The organism is Glutamicibacter soli (assembly GCF_003309065.1).
GTDB lineage: Bacteria > Actinomycetota > Actinomycetes > Actinomycetales > Micrococcaceae > Glutamicibacter > Glutamicibacter soli.
The window spans coordinates 319,795-340,977 of sequence record NZ_POAF01000006.1; the positions used below are offsets into that span (position 1 = coordinate 319,795).

A 21,183-nucleotide genomic window follows, 5' to 3' on the forward strand; every position below is an offset into this window, starting at 1 on the left:
AGAGTGACAGGCATATCCCCAACATCGTGACCTGCGGCATAGCCGAGGGTCACGTGCATCACTTGTCCCCCTACGAGGAGGTTGCTCCGAGTGAGTACCCAGAACACCCTGCCCCCAGCCGGCGTGGATCCGGATGTGGCCGAACAGGAAGAGAAGCGCTGGACCCCGCTGCGCATCGCGGTGTGGGTCGCCATTGCGCTGGTCGGCGGCATCGCCTGGTCCATGCTGGCTTTCTCCCGCGGCGAGACCATCAACGCCATCTGGTTCGTCTTCGCCGCGGTGGCGACCTATCTGATCGCCTACCGCTTCTACTCGAAGTTCATCGAGCGCAAGATCGCCAAGCCCAACGACTTCCGCGCGACCCCGGCCGAAAGCATCAACAACGGCCGCGACTACGTGCCCACCGACCGGCGTGTGCTCTTCGGCCACCACTTTGCCGCCATCGCCGGCGCAGGCCCGCTGGTCGGGCCGATCCTGGCAGCCCAGATGGGATACCTGCCGGGCACCATCTGGATCATCGTCGGCGTGGTGCTGGCCGGAGCAGTCCAGGACTATCTGGTCATGTTCTTCTCCATGCGCCGCGGCGGCCGTTCGCTGGGCCAGATGGCCCGCGAGGAGCTCGGCCTGATCGGCGGCACCGCCGCGCTGATCGCCACCTTGGCGATCATGATCATCATTACCGCCATCCTGGCGCTCGTGGTGGTCAATGCCCTGGGCGAATCCGCATGGGGCGTCTACTCGGTCGGGCTGACCATCCCGATCGCGCTGTTCATGGGCATCTACCTGCGCTTCATCCGCCCGGGCAAGGTGCTGGAAGTGTCGATCATCGGCTTCGCGCTGCTGATGTTCGCCATCATCTCCGGACGCTGGATCGCCGAGTCGCCGTGGGGCGCCGAGCTCTTCCATCTGGATCGCACCACCATCGCCTGGGCCATCATCATCTACGGATTCATCGCCGCGGTGCTGCCGGTCTGGCTGCTGCTGGCCCCGCGCGACTACCTGTCGACCTTCATGAAGATCGGCGTGATCCTGCTGCTGGCCGTGGCGATCCTGGTGGTCCAGCCGCAGATCAGCGTCCCGGCCGTGTCCGAGTTCGCTTCGCGCAACGACGGACCGGTGGTGGCAGGGCACCTGTTCCCGTTCCTGTTCGTGACCATCGCCTGCGGCGCGCTGTCCGGGTTCCACGCGCTGATCTCCTCGGGCACCACCCCGAAGCTTGTCGAGAAGGAAAAGCAGACTCGCTTCCTGGGCTACGGCGGCATGCTGATGGAATCCATGGTGGCCATCATGGCGCTGGTCGCGGCGATCTCCATCGACCGCGGCGTGTACTTCGCGATGAACGCCTCCTCGGCGGCCACCGGCGGCACCGTGGAAACCGCGGTGGCGTTCGTGAACTCGCTGGGCCTGGCCGGGGTGAACCTTGAACCGGGCACGCTGAACGAGCTGGCGAACAACGTCGGCGAGAACAGCGTGGTCTCGCGCACCGGCGGCGCACCGACGCTGGCCGTGGGCATCGCCCACATCATGCACCAGTGGTTCGGCGGCACCGCGATGATGGGCTTCTGGTACCACTTCGCGATCATGTTCGAGGCGCTGTTCATCCTGACCGCCGTTGACGCCGGTACCCGCGTGGCCCGCTTCATGCTGCAGGACACCATCGGCAACTTCCTCCCGAAGTTCAAGGACAATTCGTGGCGTCCGGGCGTCTGGGTGTGTACCGCCATCATGGTGGCCGGCTGGGGATACATCCTGATCCTCGGCGTGACCGACCCCCTGGGCGGCATCAACACGTTCTTCCCGCTGTTCGGCATCTCCAACCAGCTGCTCGCGGCCATTGCGCTGGCGGTCGTCATGGCCATCATGGCCAAGCGCAACCAGTTCAAGTACCTGTGGGTGGTGGTGCTGCCGCTGGCCTTCGCCGTGGTGGTCACGTTCGTCGCCAGCTGGCAGAAGATCTTCTCCCCGGACGTGAAGGTCGGCTACTTCGCCAACCATTTCGCGTACAAGGACGCGCTGGCCGCCGGCGAGACATCGCTGGGCTCGGCCAAGACCGTGGAGGCCATGGAAGCGGTGGTCCGCAACACCGGTGTCCAGGGCTGGCTGTCCGTGGTCTTCCTGATCCTGACCGCCGTGGTCATCACCTCGGCCATCGTCGCCACGGTGAAAGCGAAGATCAACGGTGGAGGAGTGGACACCGAGGATCCGGTGGTCGAATCCAAGATGTACGCCCCGTCGGGGCTGATTTCCAGCCCTGCCGAGAAGGAGCTGGCGGCGGCCTGGAAGCAGGTTGCCCCGGAGCACCGGATCCACCGGGGCGGGCACTAGCGATGGCCGGCCTGCGCGAACGCCTGGGCCAGGCAAAGCGGTTCGTCGACGGGGTGCTGGGCGCCGACAAGTACCAGCACTACCTGGAACACCACGCGCGGACCCATCCGGGGCAGACCCCGATGACCGAGCGGGCGTTCTGGAGGGACTACTCCGACTGGCAGGACAAGCACCCGCAGGGACGCTGCTGCTGACGCTGCGCATCCCCCGGGAAGAGCGGGCAACCACCCGGTGGTTGCCCGTTCTGCCGTCGTGGGTCGATTATGGCGTTCTGGGGTGCCGCCAACATCCGCGTCGCCGGCTCAGGGCTCTCGGATGATAAGTTCCTACCGTTCCTCGCCCAACTCGTCGGTGATCTGGACAAACGCTCCTCCAGCACCAGTGGCCGCAGCGGGCGCTCCGTCTCTAGCTCGATGCAGCGCGAGCGGATCTTGGACGTGGCCGATTTGGCGGCGCTCCCACGGGGTCGAGCGATCTTGACCAGCTCGGGCATGCCGGCTGGACTGATCGAGCTACAGCACTACTCCACCAAACCCTACGGAGAAGATGTGCAAGACTCGCAACGATATTACGAGGGACAGTTGAAGATCTAGCGAATCGCAGAAGTTGATTCCCGTTCGTCTGTTGCTACGACGAATATCGTTGCTCTGTCTGTTGACTAGGCTAAATAACGTTTAGGATACTTTTTCCCCAGAGCGTTCTTTTTGGTATTTCGCGCGCGCCAGATATAGCAGAATCTATGTGCTGGCTATGTGTCAGCTTAATTTCTTATCGAAAATTGGGGTCAAAGTGTACCTTCTCAGAGGGGATACCTCTGCGCGCCTGTGGACAGATTTCACAGTACGCAAGAGAAAAATCCTATCGACTATCGCGATCGCCAGCACCAGCGCATTGCTGGCCTCAGGACTCATCGCCCCGTCGGCGTTCGCCGACGAAGAACCGCAAGACGCCACACAAACCGTTCAAGACGTCACCGAACGTCCCGACGGGGTGTCCGCCCAAATTACCGCGAAAGCCACCGGCCACCGCGTCGAGGATTTGTCCCTCCGCACGGCCACCGAACAGGTGTTCGCCAACCCGGATGGAACCTGGACGTCCGAGACGACCTCAGCAGCCCGCTTCAAAGAAGAAAAAGGCAGCTTCGTGCCCTTGGGCACCGACGGGGAGCTCACCGACGCCGCATCCCCGGTCGTAGGTGATGGCACCGAGCTCACCGTCGCTGACGGCAAGGACGCGCTCGGTGATGGTCCCACCCAGGATTCGGTTGTGCTCGCTGAGCTGGAGTCCACCGGGGAGCACGAAGGATCTACCATGAAGCTGGGGTGGGAGGGCGAACTACCTGCCCCGCAGATCAGTGAGAACCAAGCCACCTATGCCGATCAGGTGTAGGTACCCGTCATCGAAGATCCATCCGGCGACGTCATGCCACAAACCTCCACCGTGGACCCAGTCCCTTCGGATACTCCTGCCGAGTCTCCCCGCGACACCAAGGCTCCGGAGGTCGCTGATGAGCAGCCCGCAGAGGGCGAGGATGACTCGTCTTCCGTCCCGACCCCTGAGCCTTCAGAGTCCTCCGCTGATTCATCGGAGCAAGCGGCCGAATCAGAAGCGCCGTCACTCGACATGCCCGCCGAATCCCAGCCGGTGGATGCGAGCGTGATCGTTGAGCCGCTGCGGTCGGGCTTCTCGCACCGCACCGTGCTGGAGCAGGCCCCTGAGGGTGAGGTGTCGCTGCGTTTCCCGATCAAGCTGTCCAAGGGCTTGAAGTTGAGCAAAGACCAGGACACCGGTGACCTGCGCGCGGTAAACAGCAAGGGCGAGACCGTGTTCTTCGCCCCGGCCCCCACGATGTGGGATGCCAAGATCGATGAAGCCTCCGGACTGCACCCGGCCGAACGCCTGGTGGAAACCACCCTCACCGAAGAAGACGGCGTCCCGGTACTCACCTTGAACGCTGACGCCGCATGGTTGCAAGATCCGGAACGTCAGTACCCGGTCACCATTGACCCGACCTGGTCTTCCAATGCCTCCGATACCTGGGTGCAGGCCGACGTTCCCGGCTCCAAGGCCGGTGATCCGGAACTACGTGTGGGAACGTTCAACGGCGGGACATTGAAGTCCCGTTCTTTCCTGCAGTTCGCTTCCACCGCGCTGGACGGGAAGAAGATCACCAAGGCCGAACTGCGAATGCACAACTACCACTCGTACTCGTGCACCTCTTCCCCGGTGAAGGTCCAACGCGTCACCAGCGAATGGATTTCCACCGACGTCCGCTGGACCAAACAGCCAACCGCCACATCCAGTGGCGAAGGCACAAACAACGTGTCCAAAGGTTACTCTTCGAGCTGTGCTGCCGGGTACGTCTACTACCCGATCACTCCGATTGCCCAGTACTGGGCAGATAACCCCACCAAGAACTACGGGGTGCGGTTGATCGCGGCCGATGAGACGAACAACTACACCTGGAAACGCTACCGCTCAGCGAACTACGTCACAGGTGCGAACGATCCGAACGAACCCACATTCGTCGTCACCTACAATTCCTACCCCGGCACCCCCTCTGGTGTTTCTTTCAACTCCGGTGAATCGGTAAAGGATGGTTCAGGGAAGCTATGGGTGAAGTCGAAGACCCCGACGTTCCGTTCGACGGTCACCGACCCGGACGGTGGGAACGTCAAAGCCGAGTTCGACATGACCGGTACCGGCACACTGAGCAAGCAAGCCGGTTCCATGGTCGCCTCCAAGCAGGTTTCCCTTTACAAGGCCAACTTGGCAGAAAACGGCACTTATACCGTCAAGGCCTGGGCCAATGACGGGACGCTGCGGTCCAAAGCGGCCGGAGCTGCCACGACATTCACGGTCGACTCAATTGCACCCACAGCCCCGACCATCAGCTCATCAGCCGGGATCACTAACAACGGCTGGCAAGCATCTAAGCCTGGGTCGAACACCTTCACGTTCTCTTCCAGCGCGGACACCGACAAGTTTTCTTATCAGCTCAATAACGAGGCCTGGAAAACTGTCGCGGCTTCCTCTGGGAAATCTACGGTGTCTTGGAACCCGACCGGGGCGAACATCCTGCGGGTAAAAGCCATTGACAAGGCTGCCAATACATCGGGCACCATCACGTGGACCTTCGGCAACGGGGTGGCTTCCTTGACTTCTCCTGCAGCCGGGTCCACGACCTCCGATTCGTTCAAAGTCACCGGCCAAGGCCCCACCTCCTCCACTGGAGCGGTGACGCCGAAGGTGTATTGGCGCGAAGCTGACAGCGTGACCGCCGATACCGCCACCTACGGTTCCAACGCGGGATGGCATGAAGCAGCATCCCTGCCAGAGATCGCAGCGGGTCAGCCAGTCAAACTCGATACCATGATCGACATCTCTGCGGCTCCGGCCGGGAAGCTCAAAGAGCTGGGCAAGGACCGTATCGCCGCACTGGTGGAGCTGCAGGTATGTTTCGACTATGCCGGCGCACCAGCGGCCTCCAAGCTGCAATGCACCACCAACAAGTCCAAGAAACCAGTTCAGGTCACCAAGCTGCCGCACGCGTTCGGGGATAACTACCCCGTGGCCGAGGCCGGCGACGGCCAGGTCGCTCTGACCACTGGTGAGCTGAATCTTTCGGAAACCGATGTCGAGGTCAACGCCGGCAACACCGGCTTATCAGTAAGCCGTTCCTATTCCTCCTATTCCGGGATCGGAGCCAACTCCCGCATCTTCGGCAAAGGCTGGCGCGCTAACATCGACGGCCCGGACGAAGGCCTGGCAGGACTGCTGGTCGCTGAATCCACCGCATTGGATGGCACCATCACCCTGATCAGTGATGATGAAACCGCGGCGGTGTTCCGCCAGCCAGGTAACGGGCGTGTATCTCTGAAAACCGGCACCTATCAGCCTGCTAACGAAGATGCCATTGCGTCTGGTTGGAAACTGGTCGTATCAGGTTCAGGAACCAGCGCGCGGATCAAGATCACAGAAGAAGATGGAACGGTCACCACGTTCAAGCGCGGCGCCAACCTTGAGGGCAACCCCAAGATTTGGGAATGGATCGCCGAGACCGTCACCGGCGGCAACGGCACCGGGACTAGCAAATTCGTTTCGAATACCGCCGGTCAAACCACCATGGTCATCGCCGGTACTGAAACGAACCTTAACTGCGAAGCAGCGACACTTGTGCATACCGAGACGACTGCGGTGAAGGGGTGCCGTCGCATCAACCTGTCCTATGACGCCGCAGGCAAGATCACCAAGGTCACCTACACCGCCTGGGATCCTGCCACGAGCGCCATGAAGACCGTCAATATTGCTGAATACGGCTACGATGGCGCCAGCCTGGACTCCCGATTGACCAGCGTCAAGGATTCTCGCACCGGAGACATCACGACCTACACCTACGGGGCAGAATCTGCGGCAGGGGTACCCCTGCTTGCCTCAACGGAGGAGAAAACCAGTAGCGGCACCCGAGTAGATGCGCCAACCTACTACAAATACGGTAAGGCCAACGATTCAAACCGGTCCGATTGGCTGGAACTGGTCGAGCGAGGCAATGCCATCGATGGAAATACCAGAGTGCAGTATGCTCGGTTCGTGTATGGCCTGAACCCGTCAGGGGACGGAGCTAACACGCCCAAGCTGGCAGAGAGCCAGGTCAAGCTCTGGGAACAGGACGGGAACAGGACGGTACCCACAAGCCGGTGACCGGTTATGCAGTGTTCGGTCCAGGCAAGAATATTGGTTCGTCCAAAGCGGCTTCGGTCGCTATGGCGGATTACAAGTACGCTGACCTGCAATACGTTGATGCGCAGAACCGCGTCGTTAACACCGCCTCCTATGCGGCAGGTGCGTGGCAGCTCACCGCGAACGTGTTCAACGCGGAGGGGAATATCGAGCGGGCCTATGATGCTAGAGCGATCCGCACCATCCAGGCTGCAGCAGGAACCCCCGCGAACGTCGTCAATGGGGTGTTGAACAGCCATGAAGAACACGCTCAGGTGAATGTCTACTACTCAGATCTGGAAACGCTGATTGACAAGGAGGGTAACGGACTCTCAACGAAAACTGACGCCACGGAGAAAGCTGAAGAAATTTCCAAGAATGAGGCGACCGCCGAGTTCCTGCGAGGCTACGTCACCGACACCTATTCACCGGTGACCACCGATGAAAACGATGAGCCCTCCCGGGTACATACCAAGACCAGCTACACTCCGATCACGGATGTTGATGCAGGGGGCATGCCGCGCATGCTGCCGACAACGGTGGCGACTTCGAAGGCCAGCTCCGGGAAGATTGATCGCGACGCTGACAACGAACCGATCATCACCCAGGTGGAGAACGGTTACAACGCCTACACCGTCGACAAGAACGGGAAGGCGACCACCGATAAGAACAATCTGCGTTCAGGTTGGGTGATCGGTTCACCCACTAAGGTCACCCAAGTCATGAGTACCAGCGGTGACAACATTGTGACCGAGACCCGGTTCGATGACCAAGGACGCGTGATCGAATCCCGGCAGCCGAAGTCCGCCGGCGCTGATGCTGGAACGACGAAGAGCATCTACTACACCGCTGGAGCGAACGCAGCGGATAGTGACTGCGGAAGCAAACCGGAATATGCGGGGTACTTGTGCAAGAACACCCCGCAGGGTGCCGGGTCGGTCGCTAAGCATCAGACCGGGTTCAACATCTACGGTCAGCCAGCCACGTTCACCGAGTCCTCGACCGGAACCGATGGGGCCAAGCGCATCACCACCCAGACGTACCGGGCTGATGGCCAGGAAGAGAAGACCACGGTCACCACTAGTGGAATCACCACCACTGCGGTACAGCCGGTGGAGAAGCTCTACGACGTCACCGGAGTACAGAACGGCGTGCGGGCAGTAGCTTCCGGCTCCCTGCCGCAATCCGAAGTGAAATGGACCCAGGACTTGTGGGGACGTACCACTTCCTACACCAACTCACTAGGAGAAACGACTACCACCGAATACGACCTGTTCGGCAACGTCTCCAAGACGGTCTCCCCGGTCTCGACCACTACGTATAAGTACGGGGCCCTATCCAATGACGCGGAGAACATGGGTGAATACCAAGGTGTAGTCACCAGCATGACCGTGTCCAAACACGGCGGCACCAACACCGCAACCTACAAAGCCACCTACGACGGGGATGGCAACGTCCTCACCCAGGCCATCCCCGGGGGCTTCATCCAGAGGATGGACTACGACGAATCCGGCAAGCAGGTCCGCCTGGCCTATGACGGACCGTTGAAAGCCGAAGACGGCACCAGCTCGATCGGCACCTGGATCGCGTGGGAACTGAATCGTGACGTCACCGGACGCATCATGGGTGAAACTACCCCTGAAGGAGATGTGCTCGCTGGCACCTCGACTGCCGGGGACCGTGCGGCGGCCTATGACCGTGCGTTCACCTATGACCGGGCTGGACGTCTCACCGAGGTCAAGGACATCACCGCTACCCCGGGAGAAACGGTGAACACCGACCCCGAGGAAGGGGCCGTGACTCCAACGACGGTGCGGAAGTATGCATTTGATAAGAACGGCAACCGCGCCTCGCTGACCACCACGGTCAACGGCACCCAGACCGCTAAGCGGACCTGGGCCTACGACGCCGCAGACCGTGTCGGTGTGGGCGCTGGGTATGTGTATGACGGGTTGGGACGGCAGACCACGATCCCAGCCGCCGATGCACCAGCAGCTGCTGGCGGGGTCAAGGCCGGGGCTGGGGCGATCACGGTGAAGTACTTCGCTGATGACGCTGCCGCAGCCATCACCCGCAACGGCACCACCTCTACCATCGCCCGGGATCCTGCAGGGCGCCGCCTGACGGTGACCTCGTCCGGAACCGCGGCTGCCGGAACCGAAACCAAGCACTACGCCGATGATTCGGATAACCCTGCCTGGACCACTCGTAAGCAAGGCACCGAAACCATCACCACCAGGTACGAATCCACCATCGGTGGAGACCTGGCGTTGACCATCACCGGGAACACTGTGGAACTTGCGGTGAATAACCCTCACGGGGACGTGGTCGCCACCGTGCCGTTGACCGGTACCGGGGCAGGGCAAGGTATCACCGGATGGGCGCAGTACGACGAGTACGGCAACCAGCTCACCGAACCAGTGAACACCGGCGCCACCACCTACGGATGGCACGGAGCCGATGAACGCGCCGTAGACACCAGCGGGCTGATCCTGATGGGCGCTCGACTCTACAACTCGGTCACTGGGCTGTTTAGCAGCCGGGACCCGGTCGAGGGCGGCAACACCACGACCTACGCCTACCCACAAGACCCAGTGGGAACGAATGACCTTAGTGGACTCTTTCAGTGGGGAAAATGGTTAGATCGAGCAAGCACAGGGCTCGCTGTCGCAGGTATGTTTGGGTGTGCGCTCTGTGCCGCAGGTTCTGCGGCTATTGGGCTTGGCAGAGGTATCTATAAAATACGTAACGGAAAAAAGGGCGAAGGCTGGGTAGATATCGCGGGCTCGGTTACCTTTGGCGTAGGTAAAGGACTTCGAGCTGCGGGTAAACTGTGGAAAAAATCCCAGATGAAGAAGTACCCCAAAGGTCACCGAGTCAACAAATATAAAAGGAAGAAAATAGCAAGAAAGTACCGAAAGTACAACAACAGAGTTGTAAAACGCTATGACAGATTTGACCGAATCTGGAGCACTGGTACCGCAAGCTATTCAAGCTATGGGATGTACACAGATTATAGGGCGTATAAAAAATCAAGACAAAGGAGGTAGTGTTCGTGAAAAATAACAAAAAAATATCATATTTGACAAAAAGTGATATTTTAACATCCTCATTATTCGGCATTGCCATCATTGCCTTGATGATATACATCGAAGAGTATGGATTTGCCTTGGTATTATCGCTGACAGTAGTTAGCGGTCTGATAATTAGCGCAAAAAAGCTTCGCTGGTCGCAAAAGTCTTGGGATGCAATGATGAGTAGCCTCAGAACGTCTAGTTTCAATTCAACATCAGCTCCACGGATCGGATATTGGATTGCTCGCACAACGTCCAGTTCAGAACGCACAACATACTGGTTCGGAAAAAGCTTTCTTGACCATTATGAATTCACTCGAGTGCCATCCAAGCTCGGAGAGAAATTCGAGACTACATTCGACGAGTCGAAGTATCCTCATTTTCAAAAGAAGAGTACGAAATATTCGATCGACGAACAAGCAATTAAAAACTTGTCGAAGTTCGTAAAATTCTAATATCTCGAAGATCGTTCTTTCGCATTAAGGAAACCTATTTTATAATACTGCCGAGTCGCAGAATGAATTCACCATTATTTAAATGAAATTCACTTAGCATATATCGGTATTTAATTATTGAAATACATCTGACAATCAATGCAATAAAACCTGGCCGGCTGAACTTAGCTGGCCAGGTTTTTCACTGTCCTCCCGAAACCACCGATGAGCGGAAGTACCCCTCCGGCGCCTCAGCCACCGGGAACATCTCTGGAAGCTGCGGGTGCATCACCTTGTCATACGCATGGAACGGGCCGTCCTGAGCGGTGAGCCGATCCATCAACGGATAGAAGTAGTCGCGATAGAACACCAAGATCTGCTGCGGTCCATCCCACCGCATCTGCTCCCACGTCTCCCACAACGCGGTAACCACCGAATACACTTCCGAGTACTCATACCAGTTCGGCGCCCACGCATGCCCCGAAGGACCGCACTTCCGCAGGTAACGCGGTAGCGCGTAGCCGCGCAACCACTGCTGCGCGTCCTCATACACGAAAGGCCGCTCCGAGACTGCGTGCTCGGTATCCTGCGGCGAGGTCGCCGGCTGCGCCGCGGGTTCCTGGGGCTCGTCACCGTCCAGATCCAGCTCATCATCATTCGGTGGGATGCCGACCATCGCGACAGCTCCTGTCCTTGGGTGCGGGCCGGCGCTGCCGCTGCCATACCGCGTTTGCGGTGCTTCATCGCCGTCTGCGGATTCTGGGTGCTCGGCGGCAACGGAAAATCAGCGTCCTTCCCGCCCTTCTGCTTCCAGACAGCGATCACCCGTTCCGACGCGGCACTATGCCGATCCAACGCCAGCGTGCCCGCATCCTCCGGGCCAGCCCCCGCCGGGGACGTTGTGCCCGCTTCCTTGGCTTCAGCGGTGTCAGCGTTGACCCGGTCAAGATGTTCTTGACCCTCAGCTCGTTCAGCTTGCCGCAGATGCGCGGCCTCGTCCTGCTGGGCTTCCGCCGCCTCGCCAGTAGTGGTCTCTCCGGTGGCAGCTTTGCACCCTCGGGCACCAGGTGCGGGAACTTCCCGGCAATCGCCCGGTCCACCTCATCGTCATGCCCATACCACGACGGAACAAAACTAATCGTGTCGCGCCCACCAATGGACGGGTCACGCACCGTATCCGCCGGCATCAGTTCCAAGCGACGCAGCACTTCCTGTTTGCTGATCTCCACAGGACGTTCCAAACCATCGTTGTAGTCATAATCCCGGAACGTCCCCTGCGGCTGCGCAAACCACGGCTCCTGGCCCATGGGTGGCTGCTCGGCCTTGGCTCGCTGGCCAGCCAAATAGTCATCCAGCGCATCGCGCAAGGCACGGTGCCGGTCAGTGGCCGCCGTGGGATGATCCCGATTCAGATCCTCAACGTTGATCCCGAACTGGTTGCGGATACGGTCAGCGCCAGCCATGAATGCCTGGGAGGCGGCTTCGTGCCGGCCCGCCAGTTCACTAGCCACGATCATACGATCTGCAATCGCTTCGCTGCCAGCAGTGTTCCAAAACTTTGGAGAGGATAAATCGCGGTGCACAAGCTGCGCGATGTTGCGTTCGTGTTCTGCGTTGGCGTTCGCTTCCGCACCTCGCATCTGCGCCCGACGCTGAGCGTGTACGACCAGTTGCATCCCTGAACCCAACTCAGCCTGCGCGACGCCACCGAAGTCCACTTCGATACTCCACGCGGCGGTACTGCCCGGTAGGCTTGGTACTGACTTGAAACGACAACTTGCAAAGTAGAGCGATGGCATTCTTCTCACGTTTGCGCGCACAGCGTGCGGCAAATCGCGAATTGGGCGAGGGCGTGTGGCGCCGTGCCCACGATCGCTTCACCCGATCCCTGGACCGCATTTTCCAGGTGCTCGAAGGCATCAACGACGTCGAGGTCTACAACCAGCTGGTGAAGCCGGCTAACGAGATGGCCGACCTGCTGCCCATGGTACGCCAGCTGTGCACCGATGCCCAGCGGATCACTCCCAGCGAGGATGAGGTGATTCCGCAGGCCACCGCCAGCGTGCACCGCTCGCTGACCAAGTCTGCCAACGACCTGGCGACCACCGCCCAGGTGATCGCCATGATGCGCATGCAGGCTGAAGCCGGTTCGCCGATCAATGTCCTGTCCGTCGTGCACCGCGCCCAGATCGTGAAAGAGGACGTCAACCGGGCTGCACAGCTTTTGGAAGCGCTCAAGTAAAGCTACCTTACGATGTTCCTGAAAATCCCTGCGGCCAGGGCTGGGGATGCACTAGATTAAGTGCATGACCCAAACTGTTCCAGAACTGAAATTCCACGACGGAAACACCATCGACCAGCTCGGCTACGGCGTATGGCAGGTGCCTGACGCCGAGGCTGAAATCGTGGTCGGCAAGGCCATCGATGCGGGCTACCGCCACATCGACACCGCCAAGATCTACGGCAACGAAGAAGGCGTCGGCCGCGCCATTGCCGCATCCAGCGTCCCGCGCGAAGAACTGTTCATCACCACCAAGGTGTGGAACGCCGACCAGGGCTACGAGAACACCCTGGCCGCTGCCGACGCGTCGCTGCAGCGTCTGGGCTTGGACTACGTCGACTTGTACCTGATCCACTGGCTGCAGCCCAAGCGCGGCACCTACGTGGACACCTGGAAGGCCTTGATCCAGCTGCAGAAGGACGGCAAGGCCAAGTCCATCGGCGTCTGCAACTTCACCATCGAGGCGCTGGAAGAGCTCTACGCCGAGACCGGCGTGCGCCCGGTGATCAACCAGGTGGAAACCCACCCGTACTTCCCGCAGTCCGAACTGCGCGCCTACGAGGCGCAGCACGGCATCCTGCACGAGTCCTGGTCCCCGTTGGGCCAGGGCGGCGACCTCCTGACCGACCCGGTTCTGGTGAAGATCGCCGAAAAGCACAAGGCCTCCGTGGCGCAGGTGGTCATCGCCTGGCACCTGGCCCTGGGCAACGTGGTCATCCCGAAGTCGGTGACCGATGCGCGCATCATCGAGAACTTCGCCTCGCTGCAGCTCACCCTGGATGACGAGGACCTGGCCGCGATCAACGGCCTGGACCGGGGAGCCGAAGGCCGTATCGCCGCCGACCCGGCCACCGCAGATTTCGCCTAGCACCCACTGCGGATGCGAAAAGGTCCTTGGTTTCAGCTGAAACCAAGGACCTTTTCTTCACATGGAGCCCCCTGCCGGATTTGAACCGGCGACCTGCTCTTTACGAGGGAGCTGCTCTACCCCTGAGCTAAGGAGGCCTGCGCCTGCAAGCAGGCACTGTGTAACTTTATCCAAGTAGAACTAGCAACGTCAAAACGACGGGCGAATTCGCGCTGCCAATTAGCAGACGGTGCCCGCTTCGGGGACCTTGCCGTCAATCAGGTAGCCGTCCACGGCGTCGGTGATGCACTGGTTGGAGCGTCCGTACGCGGTGTGGCCGTGGCCCTCGTAGGTCAGCAAGGTGGCGTTCTGAAGCTGTTCGGCCAGCGACTGCGACCAGGCGTATGGGGTGGCCGGGTCGCCGGTGGTGCCGACCACCAGGATCTGATTGGACCCCGGAGCGTCCAGCGACTCGGGCTGGCCGGTGGCCTTGTAGCTCCACTTGTCGCAGGTGAGCTCTCCGTAGGCCAAGTACTTGCCGATCGTCGGGGAGGCCTCTTCCAGCGCCTTGGCGTCAGCCTCCATGGCCTGCTCGCTCGCGTCCATCGGACGGTCCAGGCAGTTGACCGCGGTGAACGCATCGGTCGAGTTGGACCCGTAGCTGCCGTCCTCCTGGCGGTCGGCGGACAGGTCGGAGAAGTACAGGATCGAATCCACGTCGCCCTGCATGGCCGCGGCCATGCCCTGGGTCAGGTACGGCCAGTTCATGTCGTCGTACAGCGGGATGATGAAGCCGTTGATGAAGTCGATGATCGGCACGGTGCGCCCGTCAGAGGACTCCAGCGGCTGCTCTTCGATGCGCGCGAAGAAGTCCTGCAGCTGGGTTTTGGCCTCGTCGAGATTTCCGGTGAACGGGCAGTTCTCGCCTTCAAGGCAGTTCTGCAGCCAGGCGTCGATCTCGCCTTCGAAGCCCTGGGCCTGGGCCAGGGTCAGTTGCTGCGCTGTGGCCAGCGGGTCCATGGCGCCGTCCAGCACGAACCGGCCGACCTTCTGCGGGAAGAGATCGGCGTAGGTGGAGCCGAGGAAGGTGCCATAGGAGTAGCCCAGGTAGTCAAGCTGGGTGTCGCCGAGCACGGCGCGGATGATGTCCATGTCCTTGGCCGCGGAGACGGTGTCCACATGTCCGAGCAGGTCTCCGGTGTTTTCCGCGCAGTCCTTGGCGTAGTCCTCGGTATCGGCCTCGACCTCGTCGCGGTCCGCCGGATCCCAGGCCTTGAGGTTCTCCTGGCGGCTAGCGTCGATTTCCTTGTCGGTTTGGCAGGTCACCGGGGTGCTCTGCCCCACGCCGCGGGGATCGAAGCCGATGATGTTGTAGGCACGCTGCAGGTCGTTGCTGAGCATCAGCTGGACCGATTCGGCGACCATGTCCAGCCCCGAGCCGCCGGGGCCTCCGGGGTTGACCAGCAGGTTGCCCTGCGCGCCGTCGACGGCGCGGCGGTTCAGCGCCAGCGTGATGCTGTCCTTTTCCGGTGCGGCATAGTCCAGCGGGACCTCGATGTCAGCGCATTCGATGGTGCTGCCGCACTTTTCCCAATCAACCTGCTGGGTGTAGTACTGCTGAAGTGCAGGGACCTCGGTCTTCGTAGCGTCGGCTGCGTTGCCCGCGCTGTCCTCGCCGGAGGTCGGCGCACAGGCGGTCAATCCCAGGGCGAGCGCGGCGGCCGTGGCGGACAGGCGGTACAGGTTGCGTCGTGCGGACAAGATGGTGGTTCTCCTTGGGGGTGGATGCGCAGTCCGGGTGGGGGAATCCGGGAAGCTAGCGGCGGCCGGGGTTCTGCAGCAGCCGGGCCATGAGGGCCTCGAGCGCCATGAGCTGGTTGACGTTGGCGGCGATGCGCTGGCGGGTTTCATCGATCGCGTCGATCTGCGACAGGGTCTTTTCGTGGCTCTGGTGGGCGGCGAAGGCGTTGAGCTTCTCGCGCAGGTGCTCGTTGACCAGCTCGACCTGGGTGTGCAGCTGCAGGCTGAGCACGTCGCGGAAGAAAGTGGTCAGGTCCGTCAGGGTGCGGTCGATGGCGTCGAAGCTGGCCCGCCGGGCGAAGCGCTTGGCGTTCTCTTCCAGCTCGCGGAACTGCCCGCGCAGCCCGGCGGGGATGTTCTCCTCCTCGCCCAGGCCGTTGGCCTTGCGCAGCTCGGCGACCTTGTGCTGCAGGTCGGCGCCGGTGATGTGCTCGGCGCGCTCGGCCGACAGCTTCGAGATCTCCGCGGCGGCCTCCATGGCCTGCGGCAGGGTGGTCACGCGCAAAGGCAGGGTGACGACCTTCTCGCGCTGGATGCGGGCCTGTTCGTCGCGGGCCAGCAGGCGGGCCACGCCGATGTGCGACTGCGAGGCGCGGGCGGCGAAGCGCGCCAGTTCCAGGTCCAGTCCGTCGCGGCGGACCAGCAGCTGGGCGACCTCTTCGGTGGAGGGGATGGACAGGTTCACTGCGCGGCAGCGCGAGCGGATGGTGACCAGCACGTCGGCCGGGGACGGCGCGCACAGGATCCAGATCATGTTCGCCGGTGGTTCCTCGATGGCCTTGAGCATCACGTTGCCGCTGCGCTCAGACATGCGGTCGGCGTCTTCGATGATGATGATGCGCCAGCGGGCCTGGGAAGCCTTGTCCTGGGCCTGGGTGATGATCTCCCGCACGTCCCTGACCTGGTACTCGAACTTCTCGGTCGAGATGAAGGTGACATCCGGGTGCTTGCCGGCAACGACGCTGACGCAGGTGGGGCAGGCGCCGCAGCCGGCGGGGGATTGGGTGCACTGCAGCGCCGCGGCGAAGGCGCGTGCGGCGGTGGTGCGCCCGGAACCCGGGGGACCGGTGAACAGCCATGCGTGGGTGGGGTCGCCCTGGTCGACCTGCTCGGTCAGCGTGGTGATGACACGCTGCTGGCCTGCCAGATCCGCGAAGACCGGGCGGATCACAGCAGGTCCTCCAGATGCGCGGTGATCTGCGCCTGCAGCTGCTCGATGCCCTGGTTGGCGTCGAGCACCAGGTAGCGTTCCGGCGACTTGGCGGCCAGGTCCGCGAAGGCGGTGCGGATGCGGTTGTGGAAGGCATCCGGCTCGGATTCTAGCCGGTCCGATTCCTCGACGCCGCCGGTGCCGGCGATGCGCCGGGAACGGCCGTCGGCCGCGGAGATGTCCAGCAGGATGGTGGCGTCCGGGGCCAGGCCGCCGGTGGCGAAATTGTTGATGGAGGCGACAGCCTCCACGCCGAGCTCGCGCCCCACGCCCTGGTAGGCCAGGGAGGAATCGACAAAACGGTCGCAGACCACGTGGGTGCCGGTTTCCAGCGCCGGGATGATGACCTGCTGGACGTGGGCCGCGCGGGCCGCGGCGTACATCAGGGCCTCGGTTCGGGCGTCGATCTCTCCGTGCCCGTGCTCCAGCACCAGGGCGCGCAGCTCCTCGCTGATCTGCGTGCCGCCCGGTTCGCGGGTGGTCAGCACGGTGGCGTTGCGCTCCCGCAGCCACTGGCTGGTGCGCTGGACCTGGGTGGACTTGCCGGCGCCGTCGCCGCCTTCAAAGACAATGAACAGGCCGCGGGCAGGGGCGGACGAATCGATACTCACCCCACTAGCCTAACGAACCTGCCTGTGGATCCCGTGCGATGAAATGAAGTGAAACGCTTCGGGACGCAGACAAACGCCAGGCGTAATCTGGTGGATATGACCAACCCCGCAGAATCCGCCGCCCCTGTTGCCTCTTGGCATCCCAAGACCTTGATCGTTGCCGGGGGACGTCCGGCCCATGGGCTGGACGCTCCGGTCAACCACCCGGTGACCTTCACCTCCACCTACCACTCGCAGGGGATCGCCGCTGCAGGCGAAAAGGTCTACGCGCGGTTCTCGAACCCCACCTGGGATCCCTTCGAGCAGGTGCTCGGCGCGCTGGAGCGCTCCGAGCTGCCGGCGCTGGTGTTCTCCTCCGGCATGGCGGCGATCGCCGCGGCGCTGAGCCTGGTGCCCGAGGGCGGGACCATGGTGCTGCCGGCCCACTCCTACAACGGCACGCTGGGCCTGGCCAAGGAACTGGAAACTGCCGGGCGCTTCACCCTGCACCCGGTGGACGTCGCCGACACCGAGCAGGTGCTCGGCGCGCTGCAGGGCGCGGACGTGCTGTGGCTGGAATCTCCCACCAACCCGATGCTGGAAGTCGCCGAGCTTCCGGCGCTGCTGGCCGCCGCCAAGGCGCAGGGCGTGCTGGGCATCGTGGACAACACCTTCGCCACCCCGCTGCTGCAGCGGCCGCTGGAACTGGGCGCGGACCTCGTGGTGCACTCGGTGACCAAATATCTGTCGGGGCATTCGGATGTCATCATGGGCGCGCTGGCCACCCGCGACGAAACGCTGCACACCAAGCTGCACGGCTACCGCACCCTGCACGGGGCGATCGCCTCCCCGATGGACGTCTTCCTGGCGCTGCGCGGGGTGCGCACCATGGCCGTCAGACTGGAGCGCTCGCAGGCCAACAGCCAGCTGCTCGCCGAGCGCCTGGCCGCGCACCCGAAGGTCAATGTGGTGCGCTATCCGGGCCTGCCGCAGGATCCCGGCCATGCGCGAGCCAGTGAGCTGATGGATGGCTTCGGCTCGGTCATCGCCTTCGAAGTCGGGTCCGCCGCGCAGGAGGCGGATGCGGTGGTCGCGGGCTTCGGCCTGATCACCGCGGCCACCTCGCTGGGCGGGGTTGAAACCCTGGCGGAACGCCGTGCGCGGCACGCCTCGGAGCCGGCCACTGTCCCGGCGAACCTGATCCGCCTTTCGGTGGGCATCGAGGACGTGGAAGACCTGTGGAACGACCTGTCCCAGGCGCTGGAACGGATCTGAGGCCAGCGCGGATATCAGTCGCGTGGCATGTGAAGCGCGGAGCACGAGTCGACGGTAAGGTGAAAACATGCAATTCATGAATCTTGCGTTCCTGATCGAGGCCTACATGCTGCGCGCCCTCGGGATTGTCATCCTGGTGCTGGCCGTCTGGGCAGTGGTTGATTGCCTGCGCCACCCGGCAGACCGCTTCGCCCAGGAGGGCAAGCGCACCAAGGGCTTCTGGACCGCGCTGACCGTCGGCAGTGCCGTGGTCGCGGCGTTGTCCGTGCTCAGCGCCGGCAGCGGCGGATTCCTCCAGCTGATCGGCGCCTGCGTCGCCTGCGTCTACCTGGCCGACGTGAAGCCCGCAGTGAGCGGCAAAGGCGGCGGCTGGTACAACTACTAGCCCGGTCCTCCGGCGAAGTTTTCGGCTCAACCCGGGTCGCAGCATGTAATACATGTCGCGGCCCGGGTTTTGCGTTCGGCGGTAACGTTCAGCCGGAGATGCCCCGCCATTGGATAAGATGGAAATCATGAGCCACACTTTGATTTTGCTTCGCCACGGACAGAGCGAATGGAACGAAAAGAACCTTTTCACCGGTTGGTACGACGTGTCGCTGACCGAAAAGGGTCGCGCAGAGGCCGCCCGCGGCGGCCAGCTGCTGGCCGAGGCAGGCTACAAGCCTGAGGTTCTGCACACCTCGCTGCTGACCCGCGCCATCGTCACCGCGAACCTGGCACTGGAAGCCGCCGGGCGTTCGTGGATCCCGGTCAACCGCGACTGGCGCCTGAACGAGCGCCACTACGGTGCGCTGCAGGGCAAGGACAAGGCCCAGACCCTGGCCGAATTCGGCGAGGACCAGTTCATGCAGTGGCGCCGCAGCTACGACACCCCGCCGCCGGCGCTGGCCGACGACTCCGAGTTCAGCCAGATCGGCGACGAGCGTTACGCCTCATTGGGCGACGACGCGCCGCGCACCGAATGCCTCAAGGACGTCCTCGAGCGCCTGCTGCCGTACTGGGAGAACAACATCAAGGCCGACCTGTCCGCAGGCAAGACCGTCATGGTGACCGCGCACGGCAACTCGCTGCGCGCACTGGTCAAGCACCTGGACGGCATCAGCGACGAGGACATCGCCGGACTGAACATCCCGACCGGCATCCCGCTGGTTTATGAACTGGACGACAACTTCCAGCCGATCACCGCCGGCGGAACCTACCTGGATCCAGAAGCCGCGGCCGACGCCATCAAGGCAGTCGCCAACCAGGGCCGCTAGCCAACCCGGCTTTTCGGCGGCACCGCCCCGGCCACCTCCCACAAGCTTGGCCAGCGGTGCCGCCGTTGCTGTTTAACGGGAGGTTGCCGTGAAATCTCTGGCTGTGAGCGAAACCATGACTAAGGATTGTCTTTTTGGTATTACTATGCTGTAATCTCCTATTTCGAATAGGCTCAATGGCTCACGTTAGGAATGCAATTCGTGGCAACTGATTACGACGAAGTCCGCCCGGACGTTGCCGAGGCGCGCAAGGCTTCTCTGGACGCGGTTAAGTCCGCCAACGCACCAGACGCCAAGTCCGTGGTGCGCGAGCTCGACGAAACCGATCACACCGACGGCATGGACCTGCCAGGTGCAGACCTGTCCAACGAGGAACTGACCGTTACGGTCATTCCGCAGAAAGACGACGAATTCATCTGTGGTTCGTGCTTCCTGATCCGCCACCGTTCACAGCTTGTACGTGAAGAGGGCAATGTAGGATTCTGCGTCGAGTGCGAAGGCTAAGCCTTCCCTAGACGCCGTGCTCTGCGAATGCGCAGAACACATTGACTGTAGAGGCCAACCGCCGAGGTGGCCTCTACAGTCGTTTAAGCCGGATTTCCGGGCCGCGTCAGGGGCTTGCCGTCGATTAAGCCAGGACGCCGCGGGCGCCGGGGAATTCTCCCCGGCGCCCGCGGCGTTCAAGCTGGTTTGGTGCGCCTAGACCTCTGACGGATCCCATTCACCGGTCACCAGGTAGGTGACCTTGCGGGCGACGGAGACGCCGTGGTCGCCGAAGCGCTCCAGATAGCGGCTAGTCAGCGACACGTCGACGGTGGTCGGCGCATTCGCGGTCCAGGCCTCGTCGGCCACCTGGGTGAACACGCTGGCGTGGAGGGCGTCCAAGCGGTGGTTCAGCTCGATGATGTCGCGGGCAATCTGCAGGTCGCGGGTGTCCAGGAGCTTCGCGACGGCCTGGGCGATCTGGATGTCGAGTTGGGCCATTTGCGAGAAGGTGCCGGTGATTTCCGACGGCAACGCACGGCTCGGGAAACGCAGGCGGGTCAACTGGGCCAGGTGGCGGGCCAGGTCTCCCATGCGTTCCAGCGAGGCGCTCATGCGCAGCGAGCCGACGATCATGCGCAGGTCCGAAGCCACCGGACCCTGCAGCGCGAGGGTGTCGATGGCGCGCTCATCAAGCTGGTTCTGCAGGAAGTCGATCTTCGCATCGGCGGCGATCACTTCCTGGGCCAGCTCCACATCGGCGTTGGCCAGCGATTCCCACGCCCGGTCCATGGCGACGGCAACCTGGTTCGCCATCTCAATCAGCTCTTCGCCGATCTGCTGCAGATCGGCCTGAAATACCTTGCGCACGTAATATTCCCTTTCAAGG

At 62.1% G+C, this 21,183-nt stretch carries 19 protein-coding genes and 1 tRNA gene; 13 read left to right on the forward strand and 7 right to left on the reverse strand.

What is annotated here, in order from left to right:
- The first annotated feature begins 90 nt into the window (after nucleotides 1–90).
- From C1H84_RS13955 to C1H84_RS18045, 7 genes are all read left to right on the forward strand, one after another.
- Entirely contained in the window at nucleotides 91–2,325 is a 2,235-nt protein-coding gene (locus C1H84_RS13955) for a carbon starvation CstA family protein (RefSeq protein ID WP_244910913.1), read from the forward strand.
- A gap of 2 nt (nucleotides 2,326–2,327) precedes the next feature.
- The gene (locus tag C1H84_RS13960; RefSeq protein ID WP_047117955.1) at nucleotides 2,328–2,519 is read left to right on the forward strand and encodes a YbdD/YjiX family protein; all 192 of its coding nucleotides are present in this window, start codon (nucleotides 2,328–2,330) and stop codon (nucleotides 2,517–2,519) included.
- Nucleotides 2,520–2,588: 69 nt separating this feature from the next.
- Nucleotides 2,589–2,918, forward strand: a complete 330-nt coding sequence (locus tag C1H84_RS13965; protein ID WP_047117954.1) for a TraM recognition domain-containing protein — start codon at nucleotides 2,589–2,591, stop codon at nucleotides 2,916–2,918.
- Nucleotides 2,919–3,114: 196 nt separating this feature from the next.
- Nucleotides 3,115–3,714, forward strand: coding sequence for a hypothetical protein (locus C1H84_RS13970; protein WP_146956089.1), 600 nt, complete (start codon nucleotides 3,115–3,117; stop codon nucleotides 3,712–3,714).
- A 33-nt stretch (nucleotides 3,715–3,747) separates the two neighbouring features.
- On the forward strand, nucleotides 3,748–7,026 hold the full coding sequence (locus C1H84_RS13975; RefSeq protein WP_146956091.1) for a DNRLRE domain-containing protein: 3,279 nt from the start codon (nucleotides 3,748–3,750) through the stop codon (nucleotides 7,024–7,026).
- Nucleotides 7,023–10,094: an RHS repeat-associated core domain-containing protein gene (locus C1H84_RS13980; protein WP_146956093.1), complete on the forward strand. Its 3,072-nt coding sequence runs from the start codon at nucleotides 7,023–7,025 to the stop codon at nucleotides 10,092–10,094. The genes C1H84_RS13975 and C1H84_RS13980 overlap by 4 nt, the downstream gene beginning before the upstream one ends.
- Nucleotides 10,095–10,099: 5 nt before the next feature.
- A complete protein-coding gene (locus C1H84_RS18045) occupies nucleotides 10,100–10,573 on the forward strand; it encodes a hypothetical protein (protein ID WP_146956095.1) in 474 nt (157 codons plus the stop codon).
- 181 nt (nucleotides 10,574–10,754) lie between these two features.
- Here the strand turns inward: C1H84_RS18045 and C1H84_RS13985 are convergent, their stop codons facing one another.
- Together C1H84_RS13985 and C1H84_RS13990 are read right to left on the reverse strand one after the other, a co-directional pair.
- Entirely contained in the window at nucleotides 10,755–11,228 is a 474-nt protein-coding gene (locus tag C1H84_RS13985) for a DUF4913 domain-containing protein (protein WP_047117951.1), read from the reverse strand.
- Nucleotides 11,229–11,373: 145 nt separating this feature from the next.
- Nucleotides 11,374–12,270: a hypothetical protein gene (locus C1H84_RS13990; RefSeq protein ID WP_047117950.1), complete on the reverse strand. Its 897-nt coding sequence runs from the start codon at nucleotides 12,268–12,270 to the stop codon at nucleotides 11,374–11,376.
- A 74-nt stretch (nucleotides 12,271–12,344) separates the two neighbouring features.
- On the opposite strand from C1H84_RS13990, the gene C1H84_RS13995 reads away from it, so the two are divergent.
- Together C1H84_RS13995 and C1H84_RS14000 are read left to right on the forward strand one after the other, a co-directional pair.
- Entirely contained in the window at nucleotides 12,345–12,794 is a 450-nt protein-coding gene (locus C1H84_RS13995) for a hypothetical protein (RefSeq protein WP_047117949.1), read from the forward strand.
- Between the two features lie 64 nt (nucleotides 12,795–12,858).
- Nucleotides 12,859–13,701, forward strand: a complete 843-nt coding sequence (locus tag C1H84_RS14000; protein ID WP_047117948.1) for an aldo/keto reductase — start codon at nucleotides 12,859–12,861, stop codon at nucleotides 13,699–13,701.
- Between the two features lie 62 nt (nucleotides 13,702–13,763).
- On the opposite strand, the gene C1H84_RS14005 is transcribed toward C1H84_RS14000, so the two are convergent.
- The 4 genes from C1H84_RS14005 to tmk form a co-directional block, all read right to left on the reverse strand.
- A tRNA-Thr gene (locus C1H84_RS14005) sits at nucleotides 13,764–13,838 on the reverse strand.
- A gap of 82 nt (nucleotides 13,839–13,920) precedes the next feature.
- On the reverse strand, nucleotides 13,921–15,441 hold the full coding sequence (locus C1H84_RS14010; RefSeq protein WP_244910914.1) for an alpha/beta hydrolase: 1,521 nt from the start codon (nucleotides 15,439–15,441) through the stop codon (nucleotides 13,921–13,923).
- Between the two features lie 55 nt (nucleotides 15,442–15,496).
- A complete protein-coding gene (locus C1H84_RS14015) occupies nucleotides 15,497–16,651 on the reverse strand; it encodes a DNA polymerase III subunit delta' (protein ID WP_113607707.1) in 1,155 nt (384 codons plus the stop codon).
- The gene (gene tmk / locus C1H84_RS14020; RefSeq protein WP_113607708.1) at nucleotides 16,648–17,301 is read right to left on the reverse strand and encodes a dTMP kinase; all 654 of its coding nucleotides are present in this window, start codon (nucleotides 17,299–17,301) and stop codon (nucleotides 16,648–16,650) included. Before tmk ends, C1H84_RS14015 begins: the two co-directional genes overlap by 4 nt.
- Before the next feature lie 96 nt (nucleotides 17,302–17,397).
- On the opposite strand from tmk, the gene C1H84_RS14025 reads away from it, so the two are divergent.
- The 4 genes from C1H84_RS14025 to C1H84_RS14040 all read left to right on the forward strand — a co-directional run bounded on the left by C1H84_RS14025 (nucleotide 17,398) and on the right by C1H84_RS14040 (nucleotide 20,315).
- Nucleotides 17,398–18,555, forward strand: coding sequence for a trans-sulfuration enzyme family protein (locus tag C1H84_RS14025; protein ID WP_113607709.1), 1,158 nt, complete (start codon nucleotides 17,398–17,400; stop codon nucleotides 18,553–18,555).
- A gap of 67 nt (nucleotides 18,556–18,622) precedes the next feature.
- Nucleotides 18,623–18,940: a DUF2516 family protein gene (locus C1H84_RS14030; RefSeq protein ID WP_052772188.1), complete on the forward strand. Its 318-nt coding sequence runs from the start codon at nucleotides 18,623–18,625 to the stop codon at nucleotides 18,938–18,940.
- A gap of 127 nt (nucleotides 18,941–19,067) precedes the next feature.
- A complete protein-coding gene (locus tag C1H84_RS14035) occupies nucleotides 19,068–19,811 on the forward strand; it encodes a phosphoglyceromutase (protein ID WP_113607729.1) in 744 nt (247 codons plus the stop codon).
- Between the two features lie 201 nt (nucleotides 19,812–20,012).
- Nucleotides 20,013–20,315, forward strand: coding sequence for a DUF4193 domain-containing protein (locus tag C1H84_RS14040; RefSeq protein WP_038993831.1), 303 nt, complete (start codon nucleotides 20,013–20,015; stop codon nucleotides 20,313–20,315).
- 195 nt (nucleotides 20,316–20,510) lie between these two features.
- Here C1H84_RS14040 and phoU read toward each other — a convergent pair whose 3' ends face one another.
- Nucleotides 20,511–21,164: a phosphate signaling complex protein PhoU gene (gene phoU / locus C1H84_RS14045; RefSeq protein ID WP_053797368.1), complete on the reverse strand. Its 654-nt coding sequence runs from the start codon at nucleotides 21,162–21,164 to the stop codon at nucleotides 20,511–20,513.
- Between the last annotated feature and the right edge of the window lie 19 nt (nucleotides 21,165–21,183).

Excerpts from the sequence above, each read along its gene's own strand:
- C1H84_RS13985 (WP_047117951.1), bottom strand. The coding sequence starts at position 11,228 with ATGGTCGGCATCCCACCGAATGATGATGAGCTGGATCTGGACGGTGAC.
- C1H84_RS14000 (WP_047117948.1), top strand. The coding sequence starts at position 12,859 with ATGACCCAAACTGTTCCAGAACTGAAATTCCACGACGGAAACACCATC.
- C1H84_RS13975 (WP_146956091.1), top strand. The coding sequence starts at position 3,748 with ATGCCACAAACCTCCACCGTGGACCCAGTCCCTTCGGATACTCCTGCC.
- C1H84_RS13995 (WP_047117949.1), top strand. The coding sequence starts at position 12,345 with ATGGCATTCTTCTCACGTTTGCGCGCACAGCGTGCGGCAAATCGCGAA.
- C1H84_RS13960 (WP_047117955.1), top strand. The coding sequence starts at position 2,328 with ATGGCCGGCCTGCGCGAACGCCTGGGCCAGGCAAAGCGGTTCGTCGAC.
- C1H84_RS13965 (WP_047117954.1), top strand. The coding sequence starts at position 2,589 with ATGGCGTTCTGGGGTGCCGCCAACATCCGCGTCGCCGGCTCAGGGCTC.
- C1H84_RS14030 (WP_052772188.1), top strand. The coding sequence starts at position 18,623 with ATGCAATTCATGAATCTTGCGTTCCTGATCGAGGCCTACATGCTGCGC.
- C1H84_RS14035 (WP_113607729.1), top strand. The coding sequence starts at position 19,068 with ATGAGCCACACTTTGATTTTGCTTCGCCACGGACAGAGCGAATGGAAC.
- C1H84_RS14025 (WP_113607709.1), top strand. The coding sequence starts at position 17,398 with ATGACCAACCCCGCAGAATCCGCCGCCCCTGTTGCCTCTTGGCATCCC.